11 protein-coding genes and 1 pseudogene are annotated in these 16,736 nt (G+C 71.0%); 7 read left to right on the forward strand and 5 right to left on the reverse strand.

Annotated features, from left to right (window positions below):
- The 4 genes and pseudogenes from TN53_RS39215 to TN53_RS39230 form a co-directional block, all read left to right on the forward strand.
- On the forward strand, positions 1–730 hold a 730-nt coding region (locus TN53_RS39215), incomplete at its 5' end, for an NAD(P)/FAD-dependent oxidoreductase (RefSeq protein WP_046263627.1).
- Positions 727–2,184: an ATP-binding protein gene (locus tag TN53_RS39220; protein WP_046263628.1), complete on the forward strand. Its 1,458-nt coding sequence runs from the start codon at positions 727–729 to the stop codon at positions 2,182–2,184. The genes TN53_RS39215 and TN53_RS39220, both read left to right, overlap by 4 nt.
- Positions 2,181–2,534 carry a UBP-type zinc finger domain-containing protein gene (locus tag TN53_RS39225; RefSeq protein WP_046263629.1) on the forward strand — a complete coding sequence of 118 codons (354 nt, stop codon included), beginning with the start codon at positions 2,181–2,183 and terminating at the stop codon, positions 2,532–2,534. The genes TN53_RS39220 and TN53_RS39225 overlap by 4 nt, the downstream gene beginning before the upstream one ends.
- Positions 2,535–2,575: 41 nt before the next feature.
- A pseudogene (locus tag TN53_RS39230) lies at positions 2,576–5,465 on the forward strand (helix-turn-helix transcriptional regulator).
- On the opposite strand, the gene TN53_RS39235 reads toward TN53_RS39230, so the two are convergent.
- Genes TN53_RS39235 through TN53_RS39250 form a run of 4 tightly spaced genes read right to left on the reverse strand, consistent with a single transcriptional unit; the run spans position 5,466 to position 12,011 of the window.
- Positions 5,466–6,665: an SGNH/GDSL hydrolase family protein gene (locus tag TN53_RS39235; RefSeq protein WP_046263630.1), complete on the reverse strand. Its 1,200-nt coding sequence runs from the start codon at positions 6,663–6,665 to the stop codon at positions 5,466–5,468.
- Entirely contained in the window at positions 6,662–9,004 is a 2,343-nt protein-coding gene (locus TN53_RS39240; RefSeq protein ID WP_046263631.1) for a glycosyl hydrolase family 95 catalytic domain-containing protein, read from the reverse strand. The genes TN53_RS39235 and TN53_RS39240 overlap by 4 nt, the downstream gene beginning before the upstream one ends.
- Before the next feature lie 20 nt (positions 9,005–9,024).
- On the reverse strand, positions 9,025–10,818 hold the full coding sequence (locus tag TN53_RS39245) for an alpha-galactosidase D (RefSeq protein WP_046263632.1): 1,794 nt from the start codon (positions 10,816–10,818) through the stop codon (positions 9,025–9,027).
- Between the two features lie 26 nt (positions 10,819–10,844).
- Positions 10,845–12,011: an ROK family transcriptional regulator gene (locus TN53_RS39250; protein ID WP_046263633.1), complete on the reverse strand. Its 1,167-nt coding sequence runs from the start codon at positions 12,009–12,011 to the stop codon at positions 10,845–10,847.
- 95 nt (positions 12,012–12,106) lie between these two features.
- Here TN53_RS39250 and TN53_RS44305 point away from each other — a divergent pair, with 95 nt between their 5' ends.
- The gene (locus tag TN53_RS44305) at positions 12,107–12,847 is read left to right on the forward strand and encodes a hypothetical protein (protein ID WP_052745387.1); all 741 of its coding nucleotides are present in this window, start codon (positions 12,107–12,109) and stop codon (positions 12,845–12,847) included.
- A gap of 20 nt (positions 12,848–12,867) precedes the next feature.
- Here the strand turns inward: TN53_RS44305 and TN53_RS39260 are convergent, their stop codons facing one another.
- Positions 12,868–14,625: a M4 family metallopeptidase gene (locus TN53_RS39260; protein ID WP_046263634.1), complete on the reverse strand. Its 1,758-nt coding sequence runs from the start codon at positions 14,623–14,625 to the stop codon at positions 12,868–12,870.
- Positions 14,626–14,928: 303 nt separating this feature from the next.
- Here TN53_RS39260 and TN53_RS39265 point away from each other — a divergent pair, with 303 nt between their 5' ends.
- Both TN53_RS39265 and TN53_RS39270 read left to right on the forward strand, forming a co-directional pair.
- Complete coding sequence (locus TN53_RS39265; RefSeq protein WP_046263635.1) at positions 14,929–16,155, forward strand: serine hydrolase domain-containing protein; 1,227 nt, start codon at positions 14,929–14,931, stop codon at positions 16,153–16,155.
- 82 nt (positions 16,156–16,237) lie between these two features.
- The coding region (locus TN53_RS39270) for a TerD family protein (RefSeq protein WP_046263636.1) at positions 16,238–16,736 on the forward strand (499 nt) is incomplete at its 3' end.

The raw sequence follows: 16,736 nt of genomic DNA on the forward strand, positions 1-16,736 counted from the left end.
GGTGAACGGGGCGGCCCGGACCGTGCGGTTCTCGGACGGCTCCGCGGTCGCCGCGCACAGCGTGATCCTGGCGACCGGTGTGTCGTACCGGCAGCTGGAGGCGCCGGGCTGCACCGACCTGACCGGATGCGGGGTGTACTACGGCTCGGCGCTGACCGAGGCGTCCTCCTGCCAGGGGCAGGACATCTACATCGTGGGCGGCGCCAACTCCGCGGGACAGGCGGCGATGTACCTGTCCCGGGGCGCCAAGTCGGTGACTCTGCTGGTGCGCGGCCCCGACCTGTCGGCGTCGATGTCGCACTACCTGATCCAGCAGATCGGCGAGGCTCCCAACATCTCGGTACGGGCGCGGACCGTCGTCGAGTCCGCCCATGGCTCCGACCATCTGGAGCAGCTCACCCTGCGCGATGTGGACACCGGGGAGACCGAACTCGTCGACACGCAGTGGATGTTCGTGTTCATCGGCGCGGCCCCGCTGACCGGCTGGCTGGACGGCACGGTACTGCGCGACGACCACGGGTTCATCCTGGCCGGGCCCGACCTCACCGCCGACGGGCGGCCGCCGGCGGACTGGGAGCTGGACCGGCCGCCGTACCACCTGGAGACCAACGTCCCCGGCGTGTTCGTGGCGGGCGACGCGCGCGCCGAGTCCGCCAAGCGGGTCGCGTCCGCCGTCGGAGAGGGAGCCATGGCCGTGATGCTCGTCCACCGGTATCTGGAGCAGTCATGAGCGGGCAGTTGATTCCGTGCAGCCCCGAGGAGATCGGGTCGCTGTTCCTGTTCGAGAAGCTGCCCCCGGAGCAGTTGGGGCAGTTGTGCAGCGCGGGGCGAGTGGAGAGGTTCGAACCCGGCCCCGTCTACACCGAGGGCGAGCCCGCCACCTGCTTCTACGTGATGATCGAGGGCACGGTCGTGCTCTCGCGCCGGGTCGGCGGCGACGACGTCGAGGTCACCCGCACCTCCCAACAGGGCGTCTACGCGGGGTCGATGCAGGCGTATCTGGGCGACCGGGTACCGCAGGTCTACAACAACTCCATGCGGGTCACCGAGCCCACGCGGTTCTTCGTACTGCCGAGTCTGAAGTTCTCGGACTTCATGCAGGAGTGGTACCCGCTGGCGGTCCACCTGTTGGAGGGGCTCTTCTTCGGATCGAAGAGCACCCAGCGGGCCATCGGCCAGCGGGAACGGCTGCTGGCGCTCGGCTCGTTGTCCGCCGGTCTCACCCACGAGCTCAACAACCCGGCGGCCGCCGCCGTACGGGCCACCGCGACCCTGCGCGAGCGCGTGGGCAAGATGCGGCACAAGCTCGCCGTCATCGCCCAGGGCAACTACGCCCCCGAGGTCATGGCGAACCTCATCGACATCCAGGACCGCACGGCCGAACGCGTCGCCAAGGCACCGACGTTGAGCCCGCTGGAGGCCTCGGACCGCGAGGACACGGTCACCGACTGGCTGGACGACCACGGCATCCAGAACGGCTGGCGGCTCGCCCCCACCTTCGTACAGGCCGGTCTCGACGTGGACTGGCTGGACCAGGTCGCCGCGGCCGTGGACGAGCAACTCCTGCCCAACGCGATCGGCTGGCTCAACTACACCGTCGAGACCGAGCTGTTGATGGACGAGATCAACGACTCCACCAACCGCATCTCCCACCTCGTCGACGCCGCCAAGCAGTACTCGCAGCTCGACCGGGCGCCGTTCCAGAACGCCGATGTGCACGAACTCCTGGACAGCACCCTGCTGATGCTGTCCGGCAAGATCGGACAGCGGATCAAGGTCGTCAAGGAGTACGACCGGACGCTCCCGAAGATCCCCGCGTACCCGGCGGAACTCAACCAGGTGTGGACCAATGTGATCGACAACGCGGTCGCCGCGATCAACAGTGCGGGCGGGGAAGGCACCTTGACCGTGCGGACGGCGCTCGATCATGAGCGGCTGCTGGTGGAGTTCCGGGACACGGGGCCGGGGGTGCCGAAGGAGATCCGCAGCCGGATCTTCGATCCGTTCTTCACCACGAAGCCGGTGGGCGAGGGGACGGGGCTCGGTCTCGACATCTCGTGGCGGATCGTGGTGAACAAGCATCACGGGACGCTTCAGGTGGAGTCCCGGCCGGGCGACACGCGGTTCCAGGTGCTGCTTCCGCTCACCGCCGCGGACAGTGACACGAGCGAGGAGTTGGAATGACCGAGATCCAGGGACTCGACGTCGACGTGCCGGCGAGCGGGAACGGGTGCGTCGAGTGCGATGCCGCGGGCGGGTGGTGGTTCCATCTGCGGCGGTGTGCGCAGTGCGGGCACGTGGGGTGCTGCGACTCCTCGCCCGCCAGGCACGCCACGGCACATTTCCAGGAGACCGGGCATCCGTTGGTGCAGAGCTTCGAGCCGGGTGAGGAGTGGTACTGGAACTTCTCGACCAAGGAGATGTTCGAGTCCGGTCCCTCGCTCGCGGCACCGGACAGTCATCCGGCGGATCAGCCCGCGCCGGGTCCGCAGGGACGGGTTCCGGCGGACTGGGCGAAGACCTTGCGTGCCTGATCGGCTCGGGGGCTTCTGTGCTTTGGTGACAGGATGTATGCGTGCCTCCGACCTCCTTTTCCTCTCCGCTCATCGGCCGTGCCGACGAACTCGCCCGGCTCGACGGTGTGCTGTCGCGTGCCCGCGGTGGTGAAGCGCGTGCCGTACTGATCGCCGGGGACGCCGGAGTCGGCAAGACACGGCTCCTCGGCGAAGCCTCCGAGCGGGCCGCCCGTGCCGGGATGACGGTGCTCACCGGGCACTGTGTGGACCTCGGTGACGTCGGACTGCCCTATCTGCCGTTCACCGAGATCCTGGGGATCCTCGCCTCCGACGAGCGGTACGCTCCCGTACTCTCGGGGCATCCGGTGGCCGGGCGGCTGCTGGGGGGCGAGGGCGACGGCGGACGGTTGCAGCTGTTCGAGGGCATGGCGGGGCTGCTGGCCGATCTGGCCGATGTCGCACCGCTGTTGCTCGTGCTGGAGGATCTCCACTGGGCCGACCAGTCCTCGCGGGACCTGCTGAGGTTCCTGCTCAGCCGGGGCATCCTGCAACGGTCGGCGGGCGGAGCGCCCACCCATCGGCTGGCGGTCCTCGCGTCGTACCGGGCCGACGATCTGCATCGGCGTCATCCGCTGCGGCCGTTGCTCGCCGAGCTCGTACGGCTGCCCGCTGTGGAGCGGCTGGAACTGCGGCCGCTGGGCGACGCCGAGGTGACACGGCTCGTGCAGGCGCTGCAGGACCGGCCGTTGCCGGACGCCACGGTCCGGGGCATCGTGGCGCGGGCCGAGGGCAACGCCTTCTACGCCGAGGAACTGGTCGCGGCCACGGACACCGAGATGGGCGGGGTGCCCAGCGGGCTGGCCGACGTTCTGCTCATCCGCTTCGAGCAGCTCTCGGAGACCGCCCAGCAGGTGCTGCGTACCGCCGCCGTCGCCGGGCGCCGTGTCGAGCACACACTGCTGCGGGACGCCGTCCGGCTTCCCGAGGACGAGCTGGAGGCGGCGCTGCGGGAGGCCGTGGGGCGACAACTCCTGGTGCCCGGGGACGGAGACACGTACTCCTTCCGGCACGCACTGGCCCGGGAGGCCGTCTACGCCGATCTGCTCCCGGGTGAACGGGCCCGGCTGCACGGCGCGTTCGCCCGGTTGCTGTCCGGGCAGGGCCAGCGGGCCGAGTCCGCGGCGGAGCGGGCCCACCACTACCGCGAGAGTCATGACCTGGCCGAGGCCCTGACCGCGTCGCTGGAGGCGGCCGATCACGCCCAGCGGGTCGGGGCGCCGGCCGAGGAGCTGCGGCATCTGGAGGCGGCCCTCGATCTGTGGTCGGCGGTGGAGGCGTCCGTACGCCCTTCCGAGGACCGGATCACGCTCACGCTGCGGGCATCCGCCGCGGCCGCGCACGCCGGGGAGTCGCACCGCGCGGTCTCCCTCACCCGGGCCGCCCTCGCGGGCATCGACCAGGACGCCGACTCCGAACTCGCCGCCCGGGTCCGCTACACCCTCGCCGGGAACCTGATCAGCGTCGACAACCTGACCTCGGCGTTCGCGTACAGCAGCGAGGCGCTCGCCCTCATCCCGGCCGATCCCCCGTCGCGGACCTGGGTGTGGGCGGCGGCAACCCATGTCATGGCCGCCCGCCATGTCGGCGAGAACGAGATCGCGTTGCGGGTCGCACGCGAGGCCCTGCGCGTCGCCGAGCAACTGGGGGCGGCGGACGCCCGGGCCGATCTGCTCATCTCGCTCGCCTCCCTGGAAGGCAAAGGCCGGCGCACCCCGGAGGGGCGCGAAATCATCAGCCGGGCGCGGGAGTTGGCGCACGATGCCGGCAACGCGTCCGTGGAGCTGCGCGCGCTGTTCAATCTCGCCATCGGCAGCTACGAGTCCGGCGACCTGGAGGAGTCTCTCCCCTGGCTGGCCGAGGGCCTCGACCGGGCTCGTCGTGCCGGGCTGCTGTCCTCGCTGTATCCCCAGGCCATGCGCCATCTCCAGCTCCTGGTGCTCTACACGCTGGGCCGCTGGGACGAGGCCCTGCGGGCGGCGAACGGCTCCCGGATGCTGCCCGCGATCGACGGGTACGCAGCCGGGCCCGCGCTCTATCGTCGACCGGGCACGCGCCCTGCTCCAGGGCCACTTCGACTGGATGGCCACGCTCGTCGCGAGCATCGCACTGACCGAAGCGGCGGCGCTGCGCGGGGACGCCGAGGCCGCGGTGGAGCAGCTGCGCTCGTCGGTCAAGGCCCTCACGGACGACGCGGGCGCCCGTCCGGACGTCGCGGTCCGGCTCGCCGCCCTCGCGCTGTCCGCGGTCGCCGACACGACTGCCGGGCTGCGGCTGACCGGCGACGAGGCAGGCGCCGGACGCTGGGCGGCCACGGCGGACGAACTGGTGGAGCTGGCCCGCCACACGGCCGTGCGCGGCGAGGACGGCACTCCGCAGGGGCCGGAGGGCCAGGCGTGGCTGGCGCGTGCCGAGGCGGAATGGGTGCGGGCGGTGTCCGGGCCGGACGCGGCGGCCTGGGAGAAGGCCGTCGCCGCGTTCGACTTCGGCGACACCTACGAGCACGCCCGCTGCCAACTCCGGTACGCCGAAGCGCTGTTGGTGGCCGAGCGCCGTGAGGAGGCGGCCGTCGAGGCCGGTGCGGCGCGGGAGACGGCCGTACGGCTCGGGGCCACCCTCCTGCTGGAGGAGGCGGACACGCTGATACGCCGGGGCCGGCTGTCGGCGGCACCGAAGAACCCGGACGGTCCCTCGCCCCTGACCGCCCGCGAGCAGGACGTGCTGCGCCTCCTCGCTCTGGGCCGCAGCAACCGGCAGATCGGCGAGGAGTTGTTCATCAGCGGCAAGACGGCGAGTGTGCACGTCTCCAACATCCTGGCCAAGCTGGGCGCCGCGAGCCGTACCGAGGCGGTGGCCGTCGCCTATCGGGAAGGCCTGATCGCCCCGGAGTGATCAACGGTCCGGGCAGTCGAGGCTCCGCAGGTCGACGGCGTCCGCCATGGCCTGCATCCCCTTGTCGTTGGGGTGGATGTGGTCCCCGCCGTCCAGGGCGGGGAGCATCCGCTCCTGGTCGTAGGGGCTGCGCAGGATCCGGTCGAAGTCGGTGACCGCGTCGAACTCGCCGCTGTTCCTGATGAACGCGTTGACCTCCTGGCGTACGGCCTCGGCGGCCGGGTTCCACTCCGACCAGCCCTTGAAGGGCGCGACGGTGGCGCCGACCACGCACGTGCCGGCCGCGTGCGCCCGGTCGATGATCTCCCGGTAGCCGTCGATCAGGTCCTGGGCGGTGACGCCGGTGTGGGCCTTGATGTCGTTGACGCCCTCGAAGAGGAACACGGTCCGTACGCCGGGCTGGGAGAGCACGTCCCGGTCCAGCCGGTTCAGGGCGCTCTGCCCGGCGCCGTCCGCCAGCACCATGTTGCCGGAGATCCCCTCGTCGGCCACGCCCTTGACCACGTTCCGCGACTTCTGGAGCCGGCGGGCCAGGTAGTCGGGCCAGCGGCGGTTGGCATCGGTCGTGGACTGCCAGCCGTCGGTGATGGAGTCACCGAGCGCGACCACGGCACCGGCGTCGGCGCGCACCGACACCGCGTCCAGGTAGAACCAGGACCCGATGGTCTCGGTCCAGTGCGCGCCGCCCTCGTCGGCGGTGTGGTCGCCCTGGGTGGCGTACGACGTCTGCATGGCCATCCAGTGGCCGGTGAGCGGGCCCGCCGCGTCCGGCGTGTGGACGCTGACGACCAGGTCGCTACCGGCGGGCAGGCTGCCTGGTAGCGGGTCGCTGTACGCCGTGGCGCCGGGCGGGACGGTGACGGACGTCGAACCGTCGAAGGTGAGCCGGCGGTTGGTGCGGCGGACGAGTTCGGGGCCCTCCTTCCGGATGCCGGCGTAGACGCTGTCGAAGGTCACCGGTCGGTCGCCGAAGGCGTTGGAGAGCCGGATGCGCGGGTCCCGGCCGGCGACGCTGGTGTGCACGACCATGCGGTAGCCGCGGTCGGCGACCGCCTCACCGATGCGGTCGGCGCTCGCGCCCCAGGTGACGACGCCGTCGGGCGGGCTCTGGGCGGCGGCTCGCGCCGGTGCGGCCTGAAGGACGGCTGCCATGAGCGTGACGACCAGCAGCCGCCCGGCCCGGGCGGGGCGGCCCGTCATCGGTCGAGGTCCTTGAGCGTCACGGACGCACCGGGCTTCAGTGCCACGGTCCGGGAGGTCCCGGCGTACGCGACCGTCGTGGTGCGGCCGCCGATGCTGCGGATGCGTGCCTCGGTCGGTTTCCCATCCCTCCACCGTAGATCGACGACGAAACCGCCGCGCGCACCGGCCCCGGTGAGGGAGCCGGAGGCGGCCCACGCGTCCGGGAGGGCCGGGAGGAGTTCGAGGTGGCCCGGGCGCGAGTACAGCAGCATCTCGATCATCGCGGCCGGGGTGCCGAAGTTGCCGTCGATCTGGAAGATGCCCCGGCCCTGTTCCACCTCGTAGATGTCGAAGAGGTTGAAGGCGGTGCCGTTGCTGCCGTCGGTCGAGGGACGCAGGTTGGTGACGACCAGTTGGTAGGCGTTGTCCGCGTTCTTGAGCCGGGCCCAGCACAGGCTCCGCCAGGCGTTCGCCCAGCCGAAGCTCTCCATTCCGCGCGCGGTGAGCAGGGCGGTGGCGCCTTCCACGAGGGCGGCGGGAGTGGAGCCGTCGGGTCGGATGCGGTCGCCGGGGAAGAGGCCGACGAGCGGGGACAGGTGCCGGTGGGTGGTCTCGCCGAGGTTGTCGGGGGACATCCACTCCTCCAGCCAGCCCGTGGTCGGGCTGACCTGCGGCAGATACAGCCGTTCACGGAGGCCGGCGACCCTGTCGGCGAAGCCGGTGTCCTTCTTCAACTCCGCGGCCGCGACGCAGTAGTTGCCGAAGAGCGTCCGGACGAGTTCCTGGGCGTAGGTGATGCCCTTGGCGTCGAGCGGCCCGTGCTCGGGCGACCAGTCGCTGTCCGCGACGAGCACCTCCTCGGAGGTGCCCGGGAGGGTGATGGTGAGCAGTCGGGCCTCCCAGAACTCGCAGGCGCCCTTGAGCAGCGGGTAGATCTTCTCCAGATGGGAGCGGCGCGCGGTGAACTCGTAGTGCTCCCAGAGGGAGTTGCACAGCCAGGCGTTGCCTGCCGGATGCCACCACCAGCCCATCCCGCCATGGATGTTGGTGGAGATGGCGACGGTCCAGCCGGCGATCTTTCCGGTCGAGTTGCGGTAGCGGTTGCGCGGGTCGTTGAAGCGGGTCCGGGTCAGTTCGGTCCAGGACGGGAGTTGGTCGACGCAGTAGTCGGTGAACGCGTCGAAGCACTCGGACAGTCCGGCCCGGTCGGCCATCCAGTAGTTCATCTGGAGGTTGATGTCGGTGTGGTAGTCGCCCATCCAGTCCGGGTCGTTGCCGTCGAGCCACAGCCCCTGGAGGTTGAGGGGCAGGCCGGCGCGTGAGCCAGCGATCATCAGATACCGGCCGAACTGCAGGTACTGGGCCTCCAGTTCGGGATCGGGCACGCCGTCCCGGGCGCGCGCCCTGATCCGTTCCCAGGTGTCGAGGGAGCGCTGCTCCTCGGATGATGTGCCGAGGGCGACGTCGAGCTGCCCGAACAGGGCACGGTGGTCGGCGACATGGGTGCGCAGCAGGGTGTCCGCCGTATGGCGGGTGGCGGCCCGGACCTTGGTGCGGGCCAGCTGCTCGGGGTGGAGGGACGGGTCCCGGTAGTGGGTGGCGGCGTCGGGTGCGTAGTTGGTGCCACCGCTGAGCACCACGGTGAGGTCCTTGCAGCGGGCGAAGGAGATGCCCGAGCCGCCGACGGTGACCGTGCCACCGGTGCCGTACGCCGTCACGGCGGCACCGTAGCGCAGGCCGTTGGCGAAGGCGGCCCCGAAGGACACCGAGCTCCCCTCGCTGTGCGTCCCCTCCAGCGCCACCGCGCCGGAGTACCGGCCGCCTCCGCTCTGGGAGAAGTGCAGGACGATCACGTCGTCGGGCCGGCTGGCGAAGATCTGCCGCCGGTACGTCACTCCGGAGCGGACGTACGACGTGGTGATCACGCCTCGGGCGAGGTCGAGGGTGCGGCGGTAGCCGGAGACGGCGGACAGGTCGTGGTCGGGGATGTCGACGGCGAGCCGGGCGAGCAGGGTGAAGGAGCCGAAGTCCTCCCGGCCGTACGGGAATTGGCCGTCCGCGTCGAGCGTGTCGTTGAGGCCGCCGGTCCACATCGTGGCGTCGGTGACGAGAAGGAGTTCGCGGCCGGGGTCGTTGCTCGCGAGGGCGCCGAGACGGCCGTTGCCGATGGGCAGACCCTGTTCGATCATCGAGTGCTCGTCGGCGGGGGCCTGCCACCGGAGCCGGTGGCGGGCGTCGGCGTCGAGGGCGGGCGAGTCGGCGGGTCTCCGCGGTGCCGCGGTCGCCGTGAACGGAGGCAGGGCGGCGAGCGCGGCGGTCAGCGCGAGGACGCCGCGTCTGGAGGGGGCGGGGGTCATGGCGGCTCCTGGAGGCTCGGTCAGGACTTCGGGATGTCGATCCGGTCGATGTCCGGTGCGTAGCCGGTACCGCTGTCGAACGTGATCGTGTTGGCGCCGGCCTTGAGCGTCACGGGCACGTACACGCTGGACACAGTCCCCCAGTCGCCGGTGGCGGGGAGCTTGTGGCGGGTGGCGCCGCCGCCGTTCGCCGAGACGTCCACCGAGCGGGCGTCGCCGCTGATGTACGAGACCTTGATCTGGTAGGTGCCCGCCCGGGCGACGACGACGTCGTTGAAGGTGAGCTTGCCACCGAGGTACAAGTTGCCGACCTTCTTTCCGTCGGAGCAGGCGGAGCAGTCGGCGACGGAGGCGTTGCCGCCGAGGGTGTTCGTGGCGGACTCGGCCTCGATGCCCGTCCAGGTGAGCTGGTCTCCGCGCGGGGTGACGGTGAACAGGCGGGAGCCGTGGGCCGGCAGGGCCTGGGTGATCCTGTTCTTGTAGGTGCCGAGGTTCTCGTGGTTCCAGAGGTCCCGGACCGTCGCCTTTCCGGTGAGACCGAGGGTCGTCCAGTCGGCCGTCACGGCGGCGGGGGCGTCGGCGAGGTTGAACAGGGCGACGGTGTAGGTGCCGTCGGGGTTCTTCGCGGCCCACACCTGCTGGGGGTCGGACGGAGTGACCGGGTGCGCGGGCGGGGCGGCGCCCTGGTTGAGGGCGATGACCTCGCGGTTGGTCAGCAGGGACAGGCCGTAGGAGTCGAGGCGGGTGAGGTCGTCGCCGGTGTAGAGGGGCGACTTGGCGATGGCCCACAGGGTGGCGTAGCTCTGCCGTTCCGCCTTGGTGAGACCGTCCATCTCGCCGTTGCCGACGTCGAGGGAGTCGAGGTCGTTCCAGCCGCCAGGACCGGCGTGCCGGGTCCAGGCGGGGGTGTCGTCCCAGCGGTCGTCGACGGAGTTCTCCCAGCTGACGAGGGTGTTGCAATAGCACTCGACGTCGGTGTCGAGGCGCCAGCCCTGGGAGTACTTCTTCCAGTCCTCGGCGTGGCCGATGTCGAGGGACCAGGAGAGTTCGAGGTGGATCGGGCGGCCGGTGGCGGCGATCGCCTTGTGCCACGCGGCCACGTCGGCAACGTTGTCGTACTGGTCGCCGCTCTTGCCGGAGCCGGGGCCCACGCCGTCGAGTTTGAGGAAGTCGTAGCCCCAGTCGGCGATCAACCGGGCCTGGGAGTCGATGTACTTCGCGGTGCAGGGGCGGGAGAAGTCGAGTTTGTAGGAGCTGTCCCAGCCGTTGGTGGTGCGCAGGTCGCCGTGGACGATGTCGGCGGTGGTGCAGCCGCCGGCGTTCCAGACCGGCGTCCTTCCCTCGCCGTAGGCCCCCTTCTCCAGGCCGGCCGGCAGGTAGATACCGGCCTTGAGGCCCTTGGCGTGGATGCGGTCGGCGACGGCCTTCATACCGCTGGGGAAGCGGACCGGGTCGGCCTTCTGGCGCCCGTACTGGTCGAACCCGGATTTCCAGGTCTTGTCCATCCACCAGCCGGCGTCGATGTTGACGTACTCGTAGCCGAACTTCTTGAGCTTGGCGGCCATCGCGTCGCTCTGCTTGAGGACGTTGGCCTCGGTGAGGTAGCTGTAGTCGCCGTCCGGGTTGAGACCGGGGTACTTGGACGACTGCATGCTCCAGCTGGACCAGCCCATGTAGGGCTTGGCGGCGAGGGCCGGAGCGGCGGTCTCGGCGCCGGCCGTCGGTGCGACGGTGACGGCACCGGCGGCGAGGGCCAGGACCACGAGGGCTCTGAGGGTGCGTGCGGGCATGACGGAGTACGAGGATGACCGCATGGGCCGTACCTCCTGGGTCGTGGGAGTTATATGTCGGCTCGGACGAATGACTGGATCGCGGTGGCGGCGGCCCCGCGGGCCCACTCCTCGAAGGGCAGCGGGCGGGTCCGGACGTCGCACTGTGCGGCGGAGCCGAAGGCGGCCGCGACGAACGCGTCGCGGATCTGTTCGGCGAACAGGTCGTAGGCGGCGAGCCCCTCGCCGGAGATGATCACGCGTTCGGGGCCGAGGAGGTTGGCGACGGTGGCGATGCCGCGGCCGATCGCCTCGCCGGCCCGCGCGTACACCTCGCGGGCTCCGGCGACGCCTCGGCGGGCCAGGGTCAACGCCTCGGCCGCGTCGGCGAGTTCGACGCCGGTGATCTCCCGGATCCGGCGGACGATCGCGGCCTCTCCCGCGATCGCCTCCACGCAACCGCGGTTGCCGCAGTGGCACAGCGGGCCGTTCGGATCGACGGTCACATGGCCGATCTCACCGGCCACGCCGTGGGCCCCGGCGACCACCCGGCCGTGCACGACGAGGCCGCAGCCGATGCCCGCGCCGACGGTCACCACGGCGAAGTCGGAAAGGCCCGCGCCGGCGCCGAACCACTGCTCGGCGACGGTCAGGGCGCGCACGTCGTTGTCGACGGTGACCGGCAACCCGGTGGTCAGGGCGGCGAGTTCGGCGAGGGGTACGTCGCGCCAGTCGAGGAACGGCGAGTAGCGGACGGTGCCCTCGGCCCGGTCCACGTCTCCGGAGACGGCGACGCCGAGGCCCAGTACCGGGACGCCGTCCGCCTCGGTCAGCAGGTCCTGGACCAGGTCCGCGATGGACGCCAGCACCGCCTTGGCCGCACGGTCGGGCAGCGGCACATGGCGGGCGACGCGGATGCGGCAGCACAGGTCGGTGAGGACGCCGATGATCTCGTCGCCGGTCACCTTGACGCCGATGAACAGGGCACGCCCGCCGTCGACCCGCACCAGGCTCGCGGGCCGTCCGAGTGCGGGGCGGGCCTCGTCGTCCGCGCCCTCCACCAGGTAGCCGGCCTCGATGAGGGGACGGACCGCCTTGGTGACGGCGGCCGCGGACAGACCCACCCGACGGGCCACCTCCAGCCGGGCGAGCGGGCCTTGGGACAGGACGGTGGTGAACACCTGCGAGGCGGCGGGGGTGTTCACGGGGAAGGTCTCGGCGCGGGAGATCGGGCGCATGGCCGGGAACCTAGAGGGGTTCTTTTCCGTCGTCAATAAAAGAAGCAGGATTCGTCTGTGACCGGGCTGTCAGTGCCGGGCGGCACAATCGCCCCATGACGACGATCAATTGGGCCGAGCTGACCCACGCCTACGGCAGCGCGGACGACATCCCGGGACTCTTCGCGCAGCTCGGCGGCCCGGACGACGGCAAGGTGTGGAACGACCTGTGGTCCGCGCTGTGCCATCAGGGCTCGGTGTACGAGGCGAGCTGGGCGGCGATGCCGGTCCTCGCGGACATCGCGCTGGGCCGGGCGCCCGGCGAGCCGCTCCAGGCGGTGCTGATGGCCGGGCTGATCACGACGGACCCGGACTCCGCCCGCCGCGAGCGCTGTGCCCGCGAGATCGAGGAACTGCTCGGCGTCGCACGCGGACTGTTCGCCGCCGGGGATCTGGAGACGGGCGACTTCGTCTATCTCCAGATGGCCGTCCTGGCCCTGGAGGACGCCGGAGTGTGGGCCTCGGCGCTGGAGGGGGTGCTCAACGAGGAGTACGAGCTGGAGTGCCCCGCGTGCGAGGACGGACTCTTCGTCGCCTTCGGTTCGTACGGCCACTTCTCCGTGGCGGGCGACTACGTGACCGGCCCGGGCGCGGAGGACGAGGAGGGCCGGGCGCGGCTCGTGCCCGCGGCCCCGGAGCGGTTCGAGGGGATCGCCGCACGTCTGTACCGGGAGGCGGTGGACGCGGGCCGGGACGAGGTCGCGCTCGCCCTGACGTATGTCTTCGGCAGGGCCCACTGCCCCTCCTGCGACGCCGGGTTCGGTGTGTCCGACGAGGTGGAGAGACAGTGGGTCTGACAGTGCGGTGTGCCGTGCCGTCAGTGCCGGGCGGCCGGGGTGTTGGCCGCGGTCACGTTGACGGCGGCCCAGGACCGGTTCACCGCCTTGTACTCGGTGCTGCCCGCCCCGTAGAGGTCCTTCGCCGCCTTCAGGGTCGCCGTGCGGGCGTCGTGGAAGTCGGTGGTGGAGACCATGTAGCGGGTCAGGGCGCGGTAGTAGACCGCCGTGGCCTTGGTACGTCCGATGCCCTTCGCGGGCAGGCCGTCGACGGTCGGCGAGTCGTAGGTGACGCTGCCGATCTTCTTGCGGCCGCTGCCCTCGGCGAGCAGGTAGTACGCGTGCGACGAGACGCCGGAGCCGGCGTGGACCTCGGCGTCGTAGACGGCCGGTGACCAGTAGTCGATGGCGCCTTCGAGCACGTCGAGCGAGGGCTTGTCGAGGCGGCGCAGGAACTTCTGGTCCAGGCCGAGCTTCTCGCCGAGCAGGTAGTTCGGCGGGTTCTTCGGGTTGTTGGCGCTGAACTCGACGTTGGAGCCGAAGATGTCGGCCAGCGACTCGTTGAGGGAGCCCGCCTCGCCGTACTGGTTGCCGTCCGCGTCCACGCGGGTGGGCTCCAGACGGGCGGTGGCGTCCACGACTCCGTGGGTGAGCTCGTGGCCGGTGACGTCGAGGACGACGAGCGGCTTCTTGAACATGTCGCCGTCACCGTCGCCGTACAGCATGCAGCCGCAGGCCGGGTCCCAGAACGCGTTGGCCACCTTGTTGCCGAAGTGGACCATCGCCTTGGCGCCCTTGGAGTTGTTGGCGATGCCCTTGCGGCCGAAGGTCTTCTTGTAGAAGTCCAGGGTCTTGGTGATGCCGTACTGGGCGTCGACGGCGGCGCTGGCACGGTTGGAGACGGTGCCGTTGCCCCACTTGTTGGTGGTGCTGGTGAACTTCTTGCCGCGGGCGAAGTTCTCCAGTTCCCGGCCCTGCGCGTCCCGGGTCTCGGTCCCCCAGCGGTTGGGGTCCTTGAGGAGGTAGCTGCGGCCGGCCGTCTTGGTGGTGGTCAGCGTGACCTTGCCGGCGAAGAGGGAGTTGCCGGTGCCCGAGGCGGTCGCCGCGAGGGCGTCGGTCTGCGGGGCGGTGCCGGTGGCCGGGTCCAGCTTCTCGCCGCGTTCGCGCAGGGTGGCGATGAGCTGGGGCGAGAGGAACTCGTCGCTGTCCGGCGTGTTGCTGCGCACCTTGCCGGTGACGGCGTCGACGACGACCGTGCGGGAGCCGCCCGCCTCGGCGGTGGCACTGCCGGTGACCCGCACCTGGTAGGCGAGGGCCGAGGCACCGTCACGGGCGTCGAGGACGAGTTCCGCCGGGCCGGCGTCCCCCTTGGCGACTGCGGCGGCACGCTCCTGGGCCTGCTGGGCCGTCAGCCGGGCGCGCGCGGCCCTGGGCTGGACAGCATGGTCGGCCGCGCGGGTGACGCCCGTGTAGGCCAGCTGCTCGGTGAGGTGGACGACGAGATCGCCGCCGAGGACCGGCATGCCGCGATGGGCCCGGACGAACCGGACGTGCCGGGCGCCCTCCGGGTCGATCAGCACATCCTGGGCCCGGAGTTCGTCGCCCGGGGCGACCCCGGTGGCCGAGGTGTGGGCGAACGCGGCGGCGCGGGCCGCATCGACGACGGACGTGGCGGTGACGGCCGGGGACTTCCCCGGCTGCCCCGTGGACGGGTCGGCGATGGCCGTGCCCGCGAGCCCCGTGGCGGCCGTCGTCACCGCGACGGCGACGGCCAGGCTGCGTATATGGGGTCTACGCACTATTGAGGGTTCCTTCGTGCGAAGGCGGCCGGGATCACCAACCGCCCTGGGTCATGGCGCGGTTGCGCGCCATGGGGGCTGGTCGGGCCCCCGGACGAAACCCTTACGGATGAGTCATGTCCATGTAAAGCCTGAATAGTCGCTTTTCCAACACTTCATGGCGATACTTTGCGAATCCGCAGCGCTCAGTGAGCAACGAGTGACCAACTGTGCGTCGGCTGTGGAGATGTGACGGGGTGCGAGGAGGTTGCCCGGCGTGCGTGTGATCGATCTCGCATCGAGGAGAAACGGGAGAACACTCGGATGACATCAGCAACGCTGCGCAGGGCGACGGTCTCGGGCGCGATCCTGCTGTCGCTGCTCGCGGTCCCGGCCCACGCCACGGCCGACGAGAGCGACACGGCCCCGACGAGCGCCGCGGCCCTGCCCCAGCCCGACATCACAGGGCTGCGCGAGGTGCTGCGCACCGCCCTGCGGCAGGGCGCGCCCGGCGCGATGGCGCGGATCGACGACGGAGGCACCGTTCAGCGGATGGTCACCGGCCTCGCCGACCGCAAGACCCGACGGACCATCAGCACCCTCGACCGGTTCCGCATCGGCAGCGTCACCAAGACCTTCTCCGCCGTGGTGCTGCTGCAACTGCGCGAGGAGAAGAAGCTCAGGCTCGACGCCTCGGTCAACCACTATCTGCCGGGCCTGCTGCCCGACGACCGCATCACCGTGCGGCACGTCCTGAGCCATCGCAGTGGTCTGTACGACTACACCAACGACATGTTCGCGAGGTCGGTCCCGGGCTTCGAGGCCGTCCGCACCAAGGTCTTCACCTACCGCCAGCTGGTGAACCGCTCACTGCGACACGCCCGCACCAACAGCCCCGGCGCCGCCTACGCGTACTCCAACACCAACTTCGTGGTCGCCGGCATGCTCATCGAGAAGCTGACCGGCCACTCCGTGGGGACCGCCTACCAGAGCCGCATCATCGAGCCGCTCCAACTGCGCGACACGCTGTACGTGCACCCCGCCACGAAGATCCCCGGCCGACACACCCGCGGCTACATGACGTCGGACACGGTCGGTGCGGCGCCGATCGACGCGACCCGGCAGACGACGTCCTGGGCACAGAGCGCGGGCGCGCTCATCTCCACCGCCGGGGACCTCAACACCTTCCTGTCGGCGCTGCTCGGCGGGAAGCTGACCTCCGCCAAGAGCCTGGAGCAGATGCAGCGGTGGTGGAAGGTCAACAGCAACACGTCGTACGGCCTCGGCCTGCGCCGCCGCACCCTGTCCTGCGGGACGTCGGTGTACGGCCACACGGGCGCCGTCCAGGGCTACTACACGTACGCGTTCACGTCGAAGGACGGCAAGCGAAGCCTCAGCGCGCTCGCCAACACCTCCAACAACGGGACGGTGCTCAACACGATGATGGGCACCCTGGAGTCGGCCTTCTGCGGCAAGCGGGCGGCGACGGTCCGAGGGTCGGCGCACGTCGAGCGGCACGAGGACATGGCCCCCGGCGTCCCGCTGGACTGACCGGGCGGGAACCCCGCTGACCGGGCGCACGTTCTTCGGACACCCCCCACCGGGTTCCGTACGACGACACCAGGACGGCGCGATGACCGAGTTGGTCCCCGGGGGCAACCTGCCCCTCCCAGGCGGTGCCGTGACCGTCCGGGTGCCCGGTCCCTTCGATGTGTCCGCGCTCATCACCGACGACAGCGGCAGGGTCCGGGGCGACGGCGACTTCGTGTTCTACAACCAGCCCGCCGCCCCGGGAGCCCGGCTCTCCGGCGACACCCTGACGCTCGACCCGGCGCGACTGCGCGCCGGCGCCACGCGGATCACGGTCGCCGTCACCCCCGCCGACCCCGGCACTCCCCTGGGCCGCCTGCCCGCCCCCACTCTCCACCTCACCGGCCCGGGCGGCCGGGCACTCGCCCGGTTCGCCCCGCCACGCCCCCGCCAGGAGACGGTGCTGCTGCTCGGGGAGATCTACCGGCGCGGCACCGGCTGGAAGCTGCGCGCGCTGGGACAGGGGTACGCCGACGGCCTGGCGGGCCTGGCACGGGACTTCGGGGTGGATGTCACCGAGGAGCCGAGCCCGGCCTCCACGC

Origin of the sequence: Streptomyces sp. WM6386, assembly GCF_000972385.1 — a bacterium.
GTDB lineage: Bacteria > Actinomycetota > Actinomycetes > Streptomycetales > Streptomycetaceae > Streptomyces.

Bases quoted from the DNA above. Each gene is read 5' to 3' on its own strand.
- TN53_RS39220 (WP_046263628.1), top strand. From the start codon at position 727: ATGAGCGGGCAGTTGATTCCGTGCAGCCCCGAGGAGATCGGGTCGCTG.
- TN53_RS39225 (WP_046263629.1), top strand. From the start codon at position 2,181: ATGACCGAGATCCAGGGACTCGACGTCGACGTGCCGGCGAGCGGGAAC.
- TN53_RS39235 (WP_046263630.1), bottom strand. From the start codon at position 6,665: ATGACGGGCCGCCCCGCCCGGGCCGGGCGGCTGCTGGTCGTCACGCTC.
- TN53_RS39240 (WP_046263631.1), bottom strand. From the start codon at position 9,004: ATGACCCCCGCCCCCTCCAGACGCGGCGTCCTCGCGCTGACCGCCGCG.
- TN53_RS39245 (WP_046263632.1), bottom strand. From the start codon at position 10,818: ATGCGGTCATCCTCGTACTCCGTCATGCCCGCACGCACCCTCAGAGCC.
- TN53_RS39250 (WP_046263633.1), bottom strand. From the start codon at position 12,011: ATGCGCCCGATCTCCCGCGCCGAGACCTTCCCCGTGAACACCCCCGCC.
- TN53_RS44305 (WP_052745387.1), top strand. From the start codon at position 12,107: ATGACGACGATCAATTGGGCCGAGCTGACCCACGCCTACGGCAGCGCG.
- TN53_RS39265 (WP_046263635.1), top strand. From the start codon at position 14,929: ATGACATCAGCAACGCTGCGCAGGGCGACGGTCTCGGGCGCGATCCTG.